Consider the following 17979-nt stretch of genomic DNA (forward strand, 5'->3'; position numbering starts at 1 on the left):
TGGGGTCTTCGACTGCGCGACTGGCGCCTGCTGTGCATTGTGCTCTCCTTATTCGGCGATGTCCGTCTGACATCGGAATCGGTCATGGTTGCCCTGGGTGGTGCCGGCCCGCCGTCACTGCGTCGACCGGACGCTTACCGGCAAGGAACCGCGTGGCCATCGCTGCCGCCTCGACGACCGCTGCGACGAGAGTCGGCTTGAGCTTGGCGAATCGGATGGTTGGAACCGAGACCGTGTACGCGCCCGCGGGAGTGCCGTCAGGCGACACAAACCCCGAGGCGACGCACTGCACGCCCTCTGCGAACTCCTCGCGATCCATCGCGTAGCCCTGCCGTCGTATCTGCGCAAGCTCGACCAGGAGTTCCTCGTAGTCCGTGATGGTCGCCGAAGTCAGCTGGGCGAGCTTCACTCCCTTGAAGAGGGCCTCGACCTGGTCGCCGGGGAGCAGAGCGATGATTGCCTTGCTCGAAGCCCGCGCGTGGAGGTCCCCACCGAAGCCCACTTCGAGCTTTCCCACGTTCGTGGCCTGGGTGCCCGCCAGGTAATGCTGCAGGATGGCCGCCCCGTCCTGCCAGCGGGTGATGTAGCTCGTCTCACCGCCCGTGACGTTGTGGAGGCGGGCGAGGATGACACTGAGCTCAGGGACGACGGCGACGCGCTTCTGTATCTGCCGCGCGACCCAGTACGCGTGGGGCCCAGGCTCATACTGGCCGTCCGGCTGGCGGGCCACGTGCCCGGAAACCGCCAGAGTGCGAAGGATGTGATAGCAGGTCCCCTGCCGCAGCCCGAGATCTCTCGCGATACGCTTCGCATTCGCGGGCCCGTGCTCGCAGATGTACTCAAGCACGGCGAGTCCGCGCTCCAGCGTGGAGAGTGTTGTCGTCTCGGGAACACTCATGCCGCACCTGCCAGAGCGATCGCCAGGACCTTGGCTGCGGTGAAGACATCGGCAACGGCGATGCTCTCGTCGGGCGCATGGGCAAGGGCCACGTCTCCGGGCCCGAAGATCGCCGTCGGGATTCCGCGGCCTCCGTAGAACGCCGCATCCGATCCTGCGGTGAACGCGGCGATCGTCGCCGCGCCCACGACATGCTCCTGGGCGCGTACGAGAGACTGAACGAGCTCATGCTCCCGAGGGGTCTCCCACCCGCGCAGACCGGCGTTGCCCCACTTCACGGCCGCGGGATGGTCCCGGAACCAGTCGTCATCCTCGGCGAGCGACTCGAGAGCCGCCGAGATGGCGGCGCGAAGCCCCTCCGGATCCTCTCCGGGCCTCAAGCCCATGCGGCCGGACATCGTCGCGAAGGCGGGGATGGAGGCCGGGTAGTCGCCGGCGGCGATCTTCCCGATTGCGAACGGGATGCCCGTGGGGACGTCCTCGAAGAGCTCGTGGGAGTACGAGTCCGACCGTGCGGCGGCAAGACGCCGCAGCCGATCACGGGCGGCCAGAAGCTTCTCGAAGGCGTCAACCCCACGCCAGGGCGCGGACGTGTGGGCAGCCATCCCGGAGACCTCCACGGTGAAGAACTGGAGGCCGGCGCTGAGCGGGACGATATGGCCGCCGGATGGCTCCATTACGATCACCGCGCTCGGAGCCTCACTCTCGGCCTCCACCATGAGCCGCGTTCCCACACCGGTCTTCTCCTCACCGATGACGAGTTCCAGGCGGATGTCACGCAGGGGCTCCGCACCGCAATCCTCGAGAGCCGCCAGCGCGAGGACGGCCGCGGCGATACCGCCCTTCATGTCGACAGAGCCACGCCCGTAGAGGCGCCCGTCCCGAACGTGACCGGAGAATGGTGATTCCCTCCACTCCGACGGATCACCGGGAGGCACGACGTCGACATGCCCGTTCAGGACGGTCAGGCCGTCGCCTGCGCCGGAACGGTAAGCGACCACATTCGCCCGCTGCCCGACACGTGGCTCGTCGGCACACAGGGCCGAGCCTGCCAGCGGCAGTGAGCGGACCTCCCAGCCGAGGGCCCGGAGCTCTCGTTCATAAAACTCGGTGACCGGCTCTTCGTGGCCCGTGACGCTCTGGCACCGGACGCTCTCCGCCAGGAACTCGAGGAACTCCGGCCCCAGCCGGGCAACCGCCGTCTCGATGCGACTCGCGACACTTTCCATGACCACCCCTTCCTCGCTCCGGTCGATTACTCGAAACTACGAGCGCCCTTGTTGTGGCTTTGCCCATATGAACGCAATGTTCGAATATTTGAAATCTTACCCGCGAAACGAGGAGCGGAAGAGGTCACGGCAGTAGCGTGGCACCATGCTGGAATCACAGATACCGGGTGCTGACCTGCTCAGTCGGCACAAGCGCGTCATGCCCGACTGGATGGCCCTCTACTACCGCGAACCGCTGGAACTGGTCGCCGGCGACGGCAGACATGTCGTCGGCGGCGACGGCCGCACCTACCTCGACTTTTTCGGCGGGCTGCTCGCGACGATGGTGGGGCACAACGTTCAGGAGATCGTCGAAGCTGTGCGTGCGCAGGCCGGGAAGCTCTTGCACTCCTCGACGCTCTACCTCATCCGGCAACAGGTCGACCTTGCCGAAAAGATCGCTAAACACTCCCGCATCGACGACGCTCGCGTCTTCTTCGTGAACTCCGGCAGCGAGGCCGTGGAGACCGCGTTGCTCTTGACCACGGCGGCGGCCAAGAGCAACCAAGTGCTGGCGCTGCGCGGGAGCTACCACGGCCGGACCTTCGGAACAGTGGCCACAACCGGGATCCGCGCCTGGTCGGCGACAAGCCTGAGCCCGCTCCAGGTGAGCTATGTCCACAGCGGATACCGGTATCGGAGTCCCTTCGGACACCTTTCCGACGACGGGTTCACGGAAGCGTGCGTCGATGAGCTCCGGACAATCATCGAGACCACGACGAGCGGTCGGGTCGCCTGCATGATCGCAGAACCCATCCAGGGCGCCGGCGGCTTCGCCTCTCCGCCCCCAGGGTTCTTCCAGCGCACCAAGGCCGTGCTCGACGAATACGACATCCCCCTCGTCTCCGACGAGGTGCAATCGGGCTGGGGTCGCACAGGCCGCGCCTTCTTCAATATGCAGGCACATGGTGTCACGCCAGACGTCATCACCTTCGCAAAGGGTCTCGCCAACGGGCTTGCCATCGGGGGCGTGGTCGCGCGCCCCGAGCTCATGCATGCGATCGAGGCAAACTCGATCTCAACAGCAGGCGGCAATCCCATCGCCATGGCTGCCGCCAATGCCACGATCGACTACATCCTTGATCACGACCTCCAGTCCAACGCCGCTGCCCGCGGAGATCAACTGCTTGCGGGGCTGCGGAAGCTTGCGGAGAAGTACCCCGCCATCGGGGACGTCCGCGGTGAAGGACTGATGATCGGCGTCGAACTGGTCGTCCCCGGCACCAAGACCCCCGATGTCGCCTGCACACTGCGCGTCTTGGAGCGCGCGCGAGAACTCGGTCTCCTTATCGGACGGGGCGGACTGCTCGGCAATGTGCTGCGCGTGACTCCCCCGATGACGGTCACGAGCGACGAATGCTCCACCGCGCTCGAAATACTTGACCAGACCCTGGCGCAGACGCCCGAATAGGCCTGCCAAGGTTCAGTGAAGTCCTCTCGGTAGCGTGACGGTTGCGGTGGGCCGGATGACTTACTGAGATTCCACGCGCGATGTCGCAGACCGCCTTGCGCTTGAACTGCGAAGGCGGTTGGCCATAAAGCGACATGACACCAAGATCATCAGTAGCGCTTGTCTCACGTGTCAAGTGGTGCGAGCTTCTTGTAGCAGGTCAGTCCTTCTGGTCCCTATCGGGTAACGCCTTCCGGGACCCGCATCCTGCGGGCCGACTCGCAGTTCAACAATGCTGGGTTCATCGCCGCCTGCCACCGGGCCGGCGCCCACTTCTCGATCACCACCGGCATGAACCCCTCCATCAAACGAGCCGTCCACAGCATGCCCGCACTCAGCCGACAGCCCGCCCCGAAAACCCTCGCAGCTCATTTCGGAACCGCGTCGGTGGATCGAGGCTAAGGGCGGTCCCATAACTGGCGGTCACGGGACAACCCCTTAAGGGGTGTTGCACAAGGCTGTGAACTGGGCATCTTCGTTGTATGGCTGGGTGTTGCGGGCCGAGCGGGGCGTGGGTGGAGACGTTCACCGGGCTGCGGTGGATTAGTTGGGCCGGCTACTGAAAGCGGTCCGGGAACGTGGTGGCGAGGGGTGTGGATGGGGCAGGCCGTGGCGGCTCCCGCTGGTCGAGCGGGTGCTGCTGGTGGCCGTGTACTACCGCACGAACCTCACCACGCGGCAGCTCGCCCCGCTGTTCGGCGTCTCGCCCGCGACCGTGTGCCGGGTCGTCCAAAGGCTCGGTCCGCTGCTCGCGCTCGAGCCGGCCCGCACCTCCCGGGAAGCAGTCGAGCGGCTGTGGATCGTGGACGGCACCATTATCCCGGTCCGTGATCGCGTCGACGGGCTGTCCATGATCGCCACGGTTTCTGACGGCGCACCCGCGCACGCGGGGATCACAGCGGCCGGAAACCGACCACGCAGGGCGGGCTGTGCCCGTGTGCCGTTAGGTTCAGGTGCGTGGACGAGAAGGAACTGATCGAGCGGGCCGGCGGCCCGGTGACCCGCGGCCGTCTGGTGCGCGACCTCAGGGCACTGGGCGTGTGCGGCGGCGACACCGTTATGGTGCACACCCGCATGTCCGCGGTCGGGTACGTCGTGGGCGGCACGCAGACCCTCATCGGAGCGCTCCTCGACACCGTCGGTGACGCCGGCACCCTCATGGCGTACTGCGGCTGGAACGACGCCCCACCATACGACCTCGCCGACTGGCCGCTGGGGTGGCGGGAGGCGGCCCGCGCCGAATGGCCCGCGTACGATCCGCTGTTCAGCGAAGCCGACCACAGCGTCGGCCGCGTCCCCGAGGCGCTGCGGCACTGGCCCGGCGCCGTCCGCAGCCGGCACCCCGACGCCAGCTTTGTCGCTGTGGGGCCGGCCGCCCACCGGCTGATGGACGACCACCCGTGGGAGGATCCGCACGGCCCGGACAGCCCGCTCGCCCGGCTCGCCCGGGACGGCGGCCGGGTGTTGCTCCTCGGCGCCCCGCTGGACGCGCTGACACTGCTGCACCACGCAGAGGCCCTGGCCGAGGCCCCCGGCAAGCGGTATGTCGAGTACGAGCAGCCCGTCATCGTCGACGGGCGTCGTGAGTGGCGGCGTTTCCGGGACATCGACACCGAGAACGAGGCCTTCCCGTACGGGCGCGTGGTGCCCGAGGGCGTGTGGCCGTTCACGGTCATCGCCGAGGACATGCTGGTTGCGGGCATCGGCCGCACCGGCCGGGTCGGCGCCGCCCCCAGCCATCTCTTCGAGGCCCCGGACGTGGTCCAGTTCGGCGTCGAGTGGATCGAGGGCCGGCTCGGGGAGGCGGCCGACGACCGCTGAAGCCGCCGGCCGCCCGCCGAGGAGTGGCCGATGGCCCGTCAGACCGCCGGCATTCCCGCACCGGTCTTCGCGCGGATGTCGCGGCGCAGCCGCCCGCCCACCGCGGCAGCGGCCGCCGCCAGCAGTTCCTCCCGGCGGGGCCCGTCGCCGTACGGCACGACTTCCAGATCCGCCACGAGTCCTGTCAGCAGCCCCGCTTCCGCCAGTACGTCCGCGTACCGGTGCGCCAGGTACTGCTTGCAGCGGCGGTGCGCCCGTGGCCGGTCCGCGAGCCGGCGGGCCACGTCGGCGGCGTTCGCCTCCGACACGACCAGCCAGGGCGCCCTCCGCAGCAGCGGCCCGTCACCGCCGGGCCGCCCGGCGAACGCCCGCGCCACCGCGTCCCTTGCGTCCGCGCGGGCCAGGAGCGCCGCGCCCAGCACGTCGGCCCAGCCCGTCGGCTCCGCAGCGGCGAGTGCCGCCGCCGCCGAGTCCGGGAACCGGGCCGCCACAAGGAGCGCCAGTTGTTGCACCACGTTGTGCGCGGCGATCCAGTCGCCCGGGTCCTCCGTGGCGGCCAGCCGCCGCCAGGCCGCGTCCAGCCGGGCCAGCGCGCCCTCCGGGCCTGCGGCGGAGGCTGCCAGCACCTCGGCGCGGATCCGTTCCTCCGTACAGAGCATGCCGACGGCGGTGCCCAGCGGAAGCGTCTCCAGCGTCTCGAACAGCTCCGAGTCGTCGTAGACGAGCCGGTAGTCCACAAGCGCCCGGAATACCTGCGCCCATTCCGGTTCCCGGAAGGCATCCGGCAGGTCTGCCACGTCCTCGGCGGGCACGTACGAGAAGTCGTACGAACCGTCGAAGAGCATCCGGAACACGCCCAGGGCGAGGCGCATCTGAGAGAGCGTGAGCCGCTCCATGCCGGCCGGGGGACGTGCCTCCACCTGAAGCGTCCACGTCCCCGCCAACAGCACCCGCTCGCAGCGGAACACGAGTTCCGGGAACCACGTGCCGCATCGGTCCAGCAGGACCGTCAGACCGGTCAGCCGTCCCGCCTCCTCCTCGGTGACGTCCGGCGGCTCAGTCCACTCGCCCTCCACCCGGTCCGGGCGGAACAGCAGGCTCGCCTTGTGGATGCCGAGCGGGACGTCCAGCTCGACCGCGTCCCGCGTGAACCGCAGCAGCTTGTTGCCGCCCGGGCCGAACCGGTCCGACAGCCGCTGGAGTTCCCGTACCCCGGAGGGCGCCCGCTCGGCGGGGTAGCGGGGCGTCCGGGCCAGCAGCCACTGGTGCAGCACATTGTGCAACTGGTGCGGATTGGCCGGCCCGTCCCCGGCGTCGGCCGCCGCCCGCTCCAGCAGTCGGCTCCACGTCAGCTCCTCGTCCAGGCCGAAGTCGTCCGGCACGGGTTCTCCGCGCCACGCCGCGACCCACGCACCGAACCCCTCCACCGCACGCCGCTCCCCGGGCGTGAGGCCGAACGTGCCCACCAGGTCCAGCCACTGCTCCAGCACGTCGAGGTACGCGCGGTAGAGGCCGGGCTCCGGGTGGTCGACCAGTTCCAGCAGCAGGCGTTTGAGAGTGCTGTCGTAGGCCTCGATGAGGTCGCTCCTGGTCAGGTCCAGCAGCACCGCGTCCCCGCCGTCCCACGTCCCGGCGGCCGCGTACGCCCGGTAGGCGTCGTTCAGCGCACGACTGCGCTGCGCCGCCTCCTGCGGGTCGGCGGCCGCCAAGTCGACCCGGCCGCGCTCCACTGCCAGGTACCGCGCCGCGAACTCCTCGTCCCCGGCGGCCGCCGCGAGCAGCCGGTGTGTCTCCGCGGGCGGCGCCGATGAGCGCGCGGCGAACCGGCACAGCGCCTCGGTGCGGGCGGTGTCGTCCAGCGGCAGGGCTGCCACGGTCCGGGTGAGAATGTCGTCGCGCTCGGCAGCCGAGTACACGTCCAGGGCGTGCAGGGACGACGCCAGGGACGTCACCGCGTCCAGCAGGGCGAGGCCCGCCTCCGTGCCACGCCCGCCGTCGTCCGCGAGGGCGCGGGCCGGCGCGAGGACGGTTTCCAGCGCCGTGTCCGATACCGTGCCCGCCGCTTCGAGACGCGCCACCGCGACGGCCGTTCGCACGTCGGCGGCGCCGGCCGCCCGTGCGGCCCCCAGCCCGCGGGCGTACGCCCGCGCCGCGTCCGGCAGCAGCTCCGCCACCCGCTCTGCCGGCAGGCCACCGTCGAGCAGCACCTCGGCGCAGCGGGCCGTGAACGCCGGCGACGACACCTGGGCGCCCCGCCGGATGAACACGTCCGGGGACGGCAGGAAGCTGTCCAGCACGATCCGGTCCCGCACCCGCGGCGGCAGGTGCGGCAGCTCGTACAGCCGGCCGACGCCCGGCATCAGCGCGAGGGTCGGCCCGGTACCGTCCGTCCGCGCCGCGGCTGCCGCGCCCGTGGCGTCGGCCGGTGCGAACAGGAGTCGGCAGCCCTGCGGGACGGCCGACATGCGCCGCGTTCCCGTCTCCACCGCCGGGGGACGGCCGGTGCCGAAATAGCACTCCTGCGTCCATGGGTCGGCCAGCGCGTACGACGCGGTCTCCGGGATGTCCTCCGGGCGACCCCGCAGCACGGCGACGCCCTCCTGACGGAACATCACTGCGGCGTGCTCGCCGGGGCCGCCGCGCTCCACCAGGACATGCCCGAGCCGCCGTCGCTGATCAGGTTCGAGGCGCAGGTAGCGGCTCCAAGCGTCCTCGAGCCGCACCGACGTGAGGAACGACGAGGCGCGCACCCGGCGTGGCGGCACGAGGATGTCCACGGGCGCGGCCGCGCACGTGCCGCGCCAGACGTCCCGGCACGCGTCCGTGAGGACGTCCAACGAGGGCTCCGGGTCGAACGCGGTGGCCGGCCGGATCTGCACCAGCCGCGTCCGCGTGGTCTCCACCCGCCGCAGCAGCGCCCCGCGCCACAGCGTCGTACCGGGCAGGCCGGTCAGCCAGGCCAGGCTGTTGTCACCGTCGCCCAGGCGCTGAGCGGAGGCGAAACCGAAGCCCAGCGACAGCTGGCCGACGAGCCGGTCGTCCGGCGCGAGCTCGGTGAGCCCGGTGACGGACACCGTGCCCGCGTCGGTCTCCAGCACCCACTCGGAGTCCAGGCGCGGCATGCCGAAACTGTGGTGGAGCCGCGTCAGCAGACCGCTCAGCGCGGCCACGTCCGCGTCGTCCAGCAGCGGTGTCTCCGCCGGGGAGACCGGCCGGTCCGCCACGACGGCCCGAGCCGCGTCCACGGTGTCGTCCGCGTCGCTGACGAGCGGCTGGACGAACGCGGCGATCGGGGAGGGGCGGTATCCGGGGTCGGTCAGCCGCTGCTGGGCGACGGCGTGCTCGCCGTACCCGCTGAAGACGACCGCTGCGACCGTGGCGTACAGGTCGTCGGGACGCGGGCACACCAGGCTCTCGTAGCCGCCCGCGTTGACGTTGTCCTCCTGGTCCTCCGCGCCCGAGCTGCGGACGATCCAGGGTGCCTCGCCGCACACCTCGCGGAGCAGTGCGGCGAGACCGGGATGCCGCTCGCGCAGGAATCCCGCGTACCCGGCAACGAGTTTCTTCTGCGACGTTCCCTCCGCGTCCGCCGCTGCGATGAATTCCCGGGCGTCGGCAGGGTTGAGCGGATACACCGGAAGGGCCACTTCGATGAATTCTGGATCGTGGTACAACCGGAGCAGTCGGGCGCATTTCATGCCGTATTTCTCGGCCTCATCGGATAACTCCTGCTCGGGCCCACCGGTGGTTCCGACAATCGCTGGGCTGTCCATGGAAAGGTGCCTCAATCTCTCTGGTCCTGGGTTCGGGGAATGGGGCCGGGTTCAGTCGTCGAGCAGCCGCGCCAGCCATCCGTCGGTGTCCGCCCGGTCGCGGCGGGCCTCACGCAGACCGTCCATCACGTTCCACGCCACCCGGTAGCGGGCCGCCTCGTCGACCGGTTCGGCGCCCGCGTACGCCGACAGCCGGTCGCAGACCCGGGTGAACCGCTGCTCGGCGTCCGTCAGCACGGCGTCGTCGAAGGCGGCCGACACGCTCTGGTTGTCGCCCGTGTAGAAGAGCAGGCCCTCGGCGTTCGCCGCCTCGTAGAAGGCGGCCTCCAGTTGCTCCGAGGCCGGAACGAACTGGAAGAATGTGCCGTCGCCCGCGATCTCCACAGGCAGCGCCGCGTCCTCGAGCGCTTTGCGGGCGTGGCGCAGGAACCGGTCGCCGGCCTCGCGCACCGCCCGCTGGGGCTCGCCGGTGGCGACCCGGTCGAGCACGGTGTCCGCCGCGGCCAGGATCGTCGGCTCGAAGAAGGAAGTGAACGACACCTCCTTCAGCGGCCTCAACAGCGCGCGGGGCCCGCCGACGGCGGATACGGCGTGCCCGTTGGCCATGCCCTTGGCGACCACCCATACGTCCGGGGTGATCAGCCCGGACGTGGACAGGCCGGGCCCGTAGCGCAGGCCCACCTTCACCTCGTCCGCGATCAGTACTGCCCCGGCGGCCGAGCAAAGCCGGCGCAGCTCGCGGTACCAGCCGTGCGACAGGTGCATGTGGTCCGGTGACACGACCACGGCCGCCGCCCGATCGGGTGCGGCCAGCAGTTCCTCCAGCAGGCCCAGGTCGAAGAAGAAGTCCACCACCCCGTCCGCGTTGGGCCTCAGCGGTGCCCCCGACGGGTACCACATCGGGTCGTAGCCGTGGTAGCCGGCGCTCAGCAGCAGGTGTCGCCCGGTCGCCTCGCGCACCGCCAGCGCCGCCGCCCGCACCGCCGCCGTACCGGACCGGAACAACCCCACGGCATCGCCGCCGCACAGGGTGTGCAGCCGTGTCAGCACCGCGTCGATGCGCGGGCTCCAGCCCGTGGCCGTGCCGTCCGCGCCGGTCGCGGCCCGGGCCACGGCCTCCGCAACACCCGGGTCGCCGTGTCCCAGCAGAATCGATCCCCGGGCATTGTCGAAATCAATCCAACGGAATCCGGATTCATCGGTCACATAGGCTCCGGCGGCCGAAGTGAAAACCCGGGGGCGGTCCCGCGAATCGCGCGGACAGGTGGGGAATTCGGCCAGCAGGGAAGAGTTTTCCGTCATAATTCACCTCACGGGAAAGGAAGATATTGAACGTGAATTCGGGCGGGTGCAGAGTGTTCACGCAGTCCGGGCGTGAGAAGCACCGGAAACAAGTGACCCCGAACCCTGGAGGAATGGACGTGGTGACGACCGGCATGGCGCTGCCAGCCCTGCACCGTGCTTTCGTGGACACGGCCCGGCAGGACGGGAGCGCGGCCGCCCTGCACGCCTGCTCCTGTTTCGCGGAACAACTGCTCTCCGATACCGCCGCCGCGGCGGCCCGGGCGGCCGCGGCCGGCCCGGCCACCGCCGCCGTCGAGGCCGACACGGCCGGACTGACCGATGCCGCACGTCGGTTGCGGGAGCTGTGCACCGTACTCGCCCGGGACATGGCTGCCGGCCCCTCCCAACCGGTCCGTGGCGCGGAGCGGCAGCTCACAACCGTGGAGCAGGCTCTCGCTGCAGCCACCGACGCCACCGACACGCTGTGGCGCTCCCCCTCCGCCCGGACGGACGAGGAGACCGCCGCCCTGCTGCGGCACGCCACCGACTGGAAGACCCCGGAGTGCTACGGCTACGACCTGGCCGATCCCGAACTCTCTCTGGACCAGGCCGCCGGCTGGCTCGCGGCCCGCCCCGCCGATACCCCCGTCCTGGTTGTGGGCGTCCGGACCGGCGGCTCCTACCTGGCACCCTTCTGGCAGGCCGGTGTTGAGGACGCCGGGTTGGCGGCAGGCCCCTGGCACAGCGTCCGCCCGGTGCGCGGCGCCGGAGGCATCATCCTGCCGGCCTCCGAACTCGCCGCGCTGCCGCGCGAACTGCGGCCCGGCACCACAGTGGTCCTGGTCGACGACCAGCCGGACACCGGCGCCACTGCCAGGGCCGTGCGCGACCGGCTCGCCGAACACTTCCCCGGCGTGCGGGACATCGTCCTCGCCGCGCCGGGACGGCTCCACGATCTGAACGGTCCCGCCGTGCGGGTCCTCACCGAACGGCCTGTCGTCCGCACCGGCACTTCCCGCCTGTGGCAGCTGGCCGGCGCGGGCGACACCGCCGGGCTGGTCGCCCGCGCCCGCGCCGCCGGGGTGCCGCTCGCCGTCGGCGCCGTCCACCGGATCAGGCCGTTCCGAGGCCCGTTCCTCACCGCGTACGGCACGGCCGCCGTTCCGGCGCAGGACGGCGGGGTCCACCGCATCGACCCGCACAAGCGGCCCTTCACTCTGATCGCCGACTCGGACGGCCTCCGGGGCACGGGCCGCGACGGGCATGACAGCGCCCCGGAGGCGTACCACTTCCGCTTCATCGGCACGGGCACGCACGGGCTGCACTGTCACCGCACCCTGTGCGCCCTGGGCGACCTGCTCCCGGCCGGCCACACCTTCGCCGACGGTTACCTGATCACCCGTCACGAAACCGGCTTGCGCCCGCTGCGCGAGGAGCTGCCGGCGCTCACCCCGCCGCAACAGCGCGGGGCGCTCGGCACGGTCGCCGCCTCCTGGGAAACACTGCGGCGCCTCGGCGAGCTGGGCCGTCCGGGCCGCGGCGCCGCCTACAACCCGCGGGCTCGCCTCGATGAGGCGCTGCGGCGGCTGCGCCACCGCATGGGCCGCCCGCTTCCCGTGGACGGGGCATGGACAGCCCGGCACCTGCCGGAGCGGGCACCCATGGGCGGCGTCGACGGCATCCTGTTCCGCACCCCGCTGCCGTACGGGCACGGGCACTGGCACTGGCAACTGGCTGGGGACGGGGACTGCGCGACCGGGCTCGCCGTGCGGCGGTTCGGCCTGGACTGGATCTGGGGCGGGGGTGGCTGTCTGGAGAGCGAGATCGCCTCGTTCGTCGTTGAGAACCGGCTCGACGAATCCGCTGTGAACGTGCTGGGTGAGGCGGTCGCCGCGGCCACGGGTGACGCCCGGGCCTTCGACGCCGGACTTCGGCTGGCCGGCGAGGCGCTCTACTGGAATGTCAAGACGTGGCTGCGGCGCTGTCCGGTCCTCACCGGGGTCGCCGCTGACCGTGTCGAGACCGAACTGGCCGCGCAGGCACGGTACGTCGCCGCCCTGTTCTGATCCGCGCCGGCACCCGCCGTGGCCGCTCATCGGGCTCCTGCCGGAGCGGCCGCGGCCCACACCCGCTCGGCGTGCGCCGCACGCCCGCGCCGGGCCGTCTCACCCGCACCGCCCGGCACGGCCCCGGAGCCGGGACCCTGCGCGGTGCGGCGGGCGTGCCGCAGCGTCTCGCGCACGCATTCGGCGTCGGTCTGGCTGCCGTACACGTACATGCCGCGCACCTTCTGCTCCACCACAGCGGAGATGTCGATGCCCGCGAACGGCACCAGACCCCGCTCCTCGCGCAGCGTCCGCTCGACATCGGCCAGTTCGTACTGGCCCGCGTAGGGCAGGTCCTCGTAGAACAGTGCCCGCGCGTCCCCGTCCCCGTCTCCGACCGCGGCGCGCACCGCGCCGTGCACCAGCAGGTGGTCGATGTGCCCGCCGACCGCGGCCGGGGCCAGCACCGTGTCGGCGCCCGACGCGCGCACCGCCTGCGTGATCGCCTCCTCCACGGCACCGCGCAGTTCGTCCGCCTCGGCCGGCGACGACACCTCTGCCTCGTCGTCGTAGCCGCGCAGACTGGCGTCGTCGAAACCGAGCGGACGGTAGTCCGCCAGCCCGCGCAGCCGGCAGTAGCCCAGCTCCTCCTCCCGGCGCCGGGCGCTGATCACCCGCACCCCGGCGCGCCGCAGCCGCCTGGACAGCGCCCAGCCGGAGCGGGTGAACACCGTGAGCAGCGTCGCATGCGCGGGGCGTCCCACCGCGGCCAGCAGCCCACCGCACGAGTACGCCACGTCGTCCGGGTGCGGTGACACCAGCAGCGTCCGCCCCTCACGCAGCCGCGCGGACAGGGCCCGGTCTGTTCCGTCCGTCGCCTTCCGTGTGGGTTCACCCATCGTGCTGTTCCTCCCGTCCCGTCTGCACCCGCCGGCTCCGGATGATCTCGGCGTACCGGGCGGCCACGTCACGCCAGCCCGTCGTCAGGCGCGGCTTCGCCGCCAGGGTGCGGCCCGCACCCGCAACGACCCGGTCCAGCAGAGCGTCCAGCGTCTGGGCGCGCAGTGACGCGAACCGGGGCAGATTGCCACCTTCGCCGAGGGTCGCCACCGGCACACCCAGTTGCACGGCCTCCGCCGCCGCGAAGTTGAAGGTCTCGTGGAACACCGACGGCAGCAGGAACAGCGCCGCACCGCCGAAGACCCGATCCCAGTCGGTACGAATGTCATAGGCGTCCAGCACCTCGATCTGCCGGCCCGCCCCCTGGTGCGCCCGTACCAGCTCACGCGCCTCCCGGCCCCGGCGCGACCAGGTGGCGAACATGACGCGCAGCGGCACTCCGGCCCCGGCCAGCCGGCGCAGACAGCGTTCCGCGTCAGCCGTGTCGATCTTGCCGAGTTGGAGCACCACCGGACCGGACGGGTCGTGCAGGTTCTGCGCCGGGACGTGGTCTGCGGCCCACGGGATCACCGACCGGTCCGGGAAGCAGCGTGTCCAGGGCAGGTCCAGCAGGAACACCTCGTGCATCGGCCCATCGGGGTGCGTGTCCTGCGCAGGGCACCCCGCCGCCCCGGGCGCGCCCGGCACGGCGGGAGCGACCGCGTGTACCGGGCACGGCGGCGGCGCCGACAGGTCCTCCGACAGCCTGCTGACGTCGTGCCAGATCCGTACGGTTCTGGCGTGCAGTTCCGGCAACCGCTTCGACTGCGCCCCCTCGAACAGCTCGCTCTCCACGAGCGGGAACACCGCATCCACGCGATCCCGCTCCATCCGCGCCGCGAGCACGTCCAGGTCGGCGCCTTCCGAAGCACGGTAGAAGTCCGCCGCGACCCCCGCCTCGCGCAGCGACCGCACCAGGTGCCACAGGGCGGTCTCCACGCCACCCCACGACGGCGAGTCGAAGCCCTCGTCGTAGATCTCGAACAGGGCCGGTCCGGCGGGCGGCTCAGCCATGGCGCACCTCCCGCGGGCCGTGCCCCGTGGCCTCGGTGACCAGCTCCACCAGGTCCTGCACCACGAGTCGCCGGCCCGGCCGTGACCTCAGCGACAGCGTGCAGTCGAAGTAGCCCTCCAGCCGGTTGACGATGTTGAGGAACTCGCGGTCGTCCACGTCCACGAACCCCTGGGCGACGATGTCCCCGGCGTCGTCGCCGGTCTCGTCGCTGAGGCACTTCAGGACGAGCATGCGGGTCATGCCGTCCTGGCCAGGTGCGCCTTGCTGTTCGCCACCACCAGGGAAGCGCATCCGTCCTCCGTTCTGTCCACGATGAACACACCGGTGTTGCTGATCTTGAAGCGGGTGCGGCGCAGCAGCGCGTCGTCAAGGCCCAGCAGTTCGAAGAGGAGGGCCTGCATCGTCTCGGAGTGCGACACGAGCACCCATCGGGCGCCATCCCCGCCCGCGGGGCAGCACGCGGCCAGGAACTCCCCGATGCGGCGCCTCTGCGCCACCCAGCTCTCCACGCCCCGTACTTCGGCCGCCGGATGCCGCAGCCGGTCTTCCAGCACTGCGTCCCACTCGCGGACCACGAGGGGCCGCGGGAAGGCCTCCGGCGCCCGCAGCTCCGCCAGCCGGGCGTCCGCCACCACTGGCACGCCCAAGGCGGCGCCCAGTACCTCCGCGGTGCGGGCCGCCCGCCGCTGCGGGCTGGAGTACACCCGTACGGCGGCGCCCGGCCCACGGTCCGGTGGGCCCACCGCCGGGTCCCCGGGCAGGTGGTCGGCGAGGGCCCGGGCCTGCCGTTCGCCGAGCGGGGTGAGTCCGGCGTGTGGGTCGAAGCCCGGCAGGACGTCGTCGTCCCGCAACACGTTCAGGCTCGCCTCGGCGTGCCGGACCAGCACGAACCTCTGGGCGGCCGTCATACGACCGGCAGCGGGACGCCGCCCTGCGGGACACGCATCCGCTCACGCGAGTTGTTGAACTCCTGGTTGGCTATGCAGGTGCCGCACGGCCAGTCGTCGAACTCGCGGATCGGGCCGAAGCCGTGCACCAAGTGCTTGGGCACCGAGTAGCAGTCGCACTTGACCATCCGAATCTCTTCCCCGGACACCTGGTAGTTGTAGCCGTTGGTGATCTGGTCGCAGACCGCGTCCCGCTTGCCGGTCTCGTAGATGTGATTCCAGCGGCGGAAGTACTCGGGCGGAGCCAGGAAGTCCGCCGGGTTCAGGTCCTGGTAGCGCAGGTTCACGGTCAGCGGCTGTCCCTTGAAGGCCAGCAGCGGCATGAAGTGCAGCAGCCCTTGGTAATTCCTGGACCTGAGGAGATCGATGTACGCGTTGACCTCCTCCACCGGCTGACCCCAGTACACGGTCTGGAGCTCCGCCTTCAGCTCGACGGCGGCGTCCAGGATGCGGTCGATCTGTCCCTGTTTCAGACCGCGCTTGGAGTTCATCGCCTCGGTGTGGCCGTCCACCGAGAACACCCACAGCAGGTCCGGGCGTCCCTCCAGGGCTCGGGGCAGCTTCGTGCCGTTGCTCAGCACTTCGATGCGGTAGCCCTCGGCCGCCCGCTTCTGCAGATGGTCGACGATCTTCGGGTAGAGGGTGATCTCGCCGTCGGACTCCACCCGGAACAGCACCGTGTCCGGCTCGTACTCGGCGAAGATCCGGTCCAGTGAACGGATGGTGGCCGGCTGGTCCACCTTGGTCTTCTTGACCTCGCAGTAGGTGCATCGGATGTTGCAGGCGCCGTCGACGACGATATTGCGGTAGGTGCGCACCCGGCGCACGGGCGGCGGCCAGACGATGTCGGATGCCATGGTGTGACTCCTCGCTCGGGGTGGGGAAGAACCGGCCGCGGTGCGGTGGCTCATACATGCGCGGCGTGCCGGGACACCAGGTCGCCGGCCACCGCCTTGGCGCTGCGCAGCGCGTGCGCCTGGATGGTGAGGGTGGGATTGAGGCCGCCCGGGTACGGCATGAAGCTGCCGTCGACGACGTACACGTTGGGCGCCGAGTGGACGCGGCCCCAGCCGTCCACCACCGACGTGGCCGGGTCGTCGCCGGCCCGGCAGGTGCCGTGCAGATGACAGCTGCCCTGCGCGAACCCGCTCTCCTCGTGCTGGATAGCGGTCGCGCCCGCCTGCCGCAGCAGCCGTTCGCACTTGCCGGTCATGTAGGCGAGGCGGCGCAGGTCGCGCGGGTCGGTGGTGTAGTCGATGACGACGGCCGGCACGCCGTCCTCGTCGACGCGGCGGGACAACCGGACCCGGTTGTCCAGGTTCGGGTGGTCGGCAAGGATCGTCTCGACGCGCAGCTCCAGCACGTCATGCCGGATGCGCTCGGGCATGTCGTTCTTCGACTCGTAGATCATGCCGCCCACGCCTGTGGGGCAGCCGGGGTCCACGTAGTGGTCGAGGAACGCGATCGTGGAGAACGGGCCCGAGTGTGTGCGCCAGTCGGCGAGCGTCGTCTCCGCCGACACCTCGACGAAGCCGCTGACGTACTCGCTCAGCTTCATCGTCAGCCCGCGGCCCACGAGGCCCGAGTGGTTGCCCACGCCGCCCGGTGCGTGCCCACCGTGGGACCGCAGCAGCAGCGCGGCCGTCTGGATCGCGTTGCACGCGACGACGAACGACCTGGCCCGGATCCGGTGCGCGGTGCGGGTCAGCCGGTCCAGGCAGGTGACCGAGGTGACCGCGTCCGACCTCTCCTGGTCCAGGCGCAGTGCCCGCAGCCCAGTCCGCAGCGCGAAGCCGGGGTGTCCGGCGAGCGGGGCGAGGAAGACGGCGACGGCGTCCCCCTTGGCGCCCGTCGGGCACTGGTGGCTCACGCACAGCGTGTCCCGCGCGCACGCCGAACGCCCGTCGTGAGCATGGCGGTTGATGGCCAGTGGTGTGGGGAACGGGTCGTAGCCGAGTTCGGTGCCCGCCTCATACAGAACCTCGGCCGCGGCTGTTGGCGGGTGCGCCGGGCCGCGGCTGCCTCCCCCCTCCTCGCCGCCGCACACCCCGAGCCGCCGCTCCAGCACGTCGTAGTACGGGGCGAGTTCGGCGAGCCCGTACGGCCAGCGCACATCGAGGTCGCCGGCGTCGATCAGCTCGCTCGGATCGAAGTCGAACGGCCGGTAGCGCCACGAGGCGCCGCCGTAGAAGACCGTCCCGCCGCCCAGGTTGGATGTCGTCCACGGCCAGCCCTCGTCGGTCCAGCCGCCGTTGCCGTCACGGGCCAGGGCGGTGCGGCACATGTCGTCCAGCTCCGGGTTGCCGAGGCCGGGAGAGAGCCGGAAACCCTCCTCGACCATCAGGACGTCCAGCCCTTGCCGGACGAGCCGGTCTGCGGCCACCGAACCACTGGCACCGCTGCCGATCACGACGACGTCCCAGATCCGGCCGTCGTCCCGGGGGTCCCACCCGTCGCGGTGCACGGGCCCCAGCGGCTCGGGGTGCCATGCGTGCGCGGTGTCCGAGGGCAGGGGGCCCCGAAGGCGCTTCATCGTGTG

At 71.0% G+C, this 17979-nt stretch carries 13 protein-coding genes and 1 pseudogene; 4 read left to right on the forward strand and 10 right to left on the reverse strand.

Annotation, left to right across the window (positions count from 1 at the left end):
* Positions 1-82: 82 nt before the first annotated feature.
* Both SXIN_RS03815 and SXIN_RS03820 read right to left on the reverse strand, forming a co-directional pair.
* Positions 83-898, reverse strand: a complete 816-nt coding sequence (locus SXIN_RS03815) for an IclR family transcriptional regulator (protein WP_019710653.1) — start codon at positions 896-898, stop codon at positions 83-85.
* The gene (locus SXIN_RS03820) at positions 895-2127 is read right to left on the reverse strand and encodes a M20 family metallopeptidase (protein ID WP_039823018.1); all 1233 of its coding nucleotides are present in this window, start codon (positions 2125-2127) and stop codon (positions 895-897) included. The genes SXIN_RS03815 and SXIN_RS03820 overlap by 4 nt, the downstream gene beginning before the upstream one ends.
* Before the next feature lie 145 nt (positions 2128-2272).
* Between SXIN_RS03820 and SXIN_RS03825 the strand changes: the two genes are divergently transcribed.
* From SXIN_RS03825 to aac(3)-VIII, 3 genes and pseudogenes are all read left to right on the forward strand, one after another.
* Positions 2273-3577, forward strand: coding sequence for an aspartate aminotransferase family protein (locus SXIN_RS03825; protein WP_019710655.1), 1305 nt, complete (start codon positions 2273-2275; stop codon positions 3575-3577).
* A gap of 521 nt (positions 3578-4098) precedes the next feature.
* A pseudogene (locus SXIN_RS32980) lies at positions 4099-4460 on the forward strand (transposase family protein); the annotation flags it as partial.
* 113 nt (positions 4461-4573) lie between these two features.
* Positions 4574-5437 (forward strand): aminoglycoside N-acetyltransferase AAC(3)-VIII, encoded by an 864-nt coding sequence (aac(3)-VIII, locus tag SXIN_RS03835; RefSeq protein ID WP_019710657.1) that lies wholly within the window; start codon positions 4574-4576, stop codon positions 5435-5437.
* 38 nt (positions 5438-5475) lie between these two features.
* Here the strand turns inward: aac(3)-VIII and SXIN_RS03840 are convergent, their stop codons facing one another.
* Positions 5476-9135, reverse strand: a complete 3660-nt coding sequence (locus tag SXIN_RS03840; RefSeq protein ID WP_157916243.1) for a hypothetical protein — start codon at positions 9133-9135, stop codon at positions 5476-5478.
* A 126-nt stretch (positions 9136-9261) separates the two neighbouring features.
* Positions 9262-10512 (reverse strand): aminotransferase class III-fold pyridoxal phosphate-dependent enzyme, encoded by a 1251-nt coding sequence (locus SXIN_RS03845; RefSeq protein ID WP_095756584.1) that lies wholly within the window; start codon positions 10510-10512, stop codon positions 9262-9264.
* 113 nt (positions 10513-10625) lie between these two features.
* Between SXIN_RS03845 and SXIN_RS03850 the strand changes: the two genes are divergently transcribed.
* On the forward strand, positions 10626-12560 hold the full coding sequence (locus SXIN_RS03850) for a phosphoribosyltransferase (protein WP_095756585.1): 1935 nt from the start codon (positions 10626-10628) through the stop codon (positions 12558-12560).
* A gap of 26 nt (positions 12561-12586) precedes the next feature.
* Here the strand turns inward: SXIN_RS03850 and SXIN_RS03855 are convergent, their stop codons facing one another.
* The 6 genes from SXIN_RS03855 to SXIN_RS03880 are packed head-to-tail and all read right to left on the reverse strand — an operon-like array spanning position 12587 to position 17973.
* The gene (locus tag SXIN_RS03855) at positions 12587-13438 is read right to left on the reverse strand and encodes a PIG-L deacetylase family protein (RefSeq protein WP_095756586.1); all 852 of its coding nucleotides are present in this window, start codon (positions 13436-13438) and stop codon (positions 12587-12589) included.
* Entirely contained in the window at positions 13431-14492 is a 1062-nt protein-coding gene (locus SXIN_RS03860; RefSeq protein WP_019710662.1) for a glycosyltransferase family protein, read from the reverse strand. Before SXIN_RS03860 ends, SXIN_RS03855 begins: the two co-directional genes overlap by 8 nt.
* Positions 14485-14733: a DUF6137 domain-containing protein gene (locus SXIN_RS03865; RefSeq protein ID WP_019710663.1), complete on the reverse strand. Its 249-nt coding sequence runs from the start codon at positions 14731-14733 to the stop codon at positions 14485-14487. Before SXIN_RS03865 ends, SXIN_RS03860 begins: the two co-directional genes overlap by 8 nt.
* The gene (locus SXIN_RS03870) at positions 14730-15401 is read right to left on the reverse strand and encodes a histidine phosphatase family protein (RefSeq protein WP_019710664.1); all 672 of its coding nucleotides are present in this window, start codon (positions 15399-15401) and stop codon (positions 14730-14732) included. Before SXIN_RS03870 ends, SXIN_RS03865 begins: the two co-directional genes overlap by 4 nt.
* Positions 15398-16297 carry a radical SAM family protein gene (locus SXIN_RS03875; protein ID WP_019710665.1) on the reverse strand — a complete coding sequence of 300 codons (900 nt, stop codon included), beginning with the start codon at positions 16295-16297 and terminating at the stop codon, positions 15398-15400. The genes SXIN_RS03870 and SXIN_RS03875 overlap by 4 nt, the downstream gene beginning before the upstream one ends.
* A 50-nt stretch (positions 16298-16347) precedes the next feature.
* Complete coding sequence (locus tag SXIN_RS03880) at positions 16348-17973, reverse strand: GMC oxidoreductase (RefSeq protein ID WP_019710666.1); 1626 nt, start codon at positions 17971-17973, stop codon at positions 16348-16350.
* Positions 17974-17979: the final 6 nt, after the last annotated feature.

Source organism: Streptomyces xinghaiensis S187 (assembly GCF_000220705.2).
Lineage (GTDB): Bacteria > Actinomycetota > Actinomycetes > Streptomycetales > Streptomycetaceae > Streptomyces > Streptomyces xinghaiensis.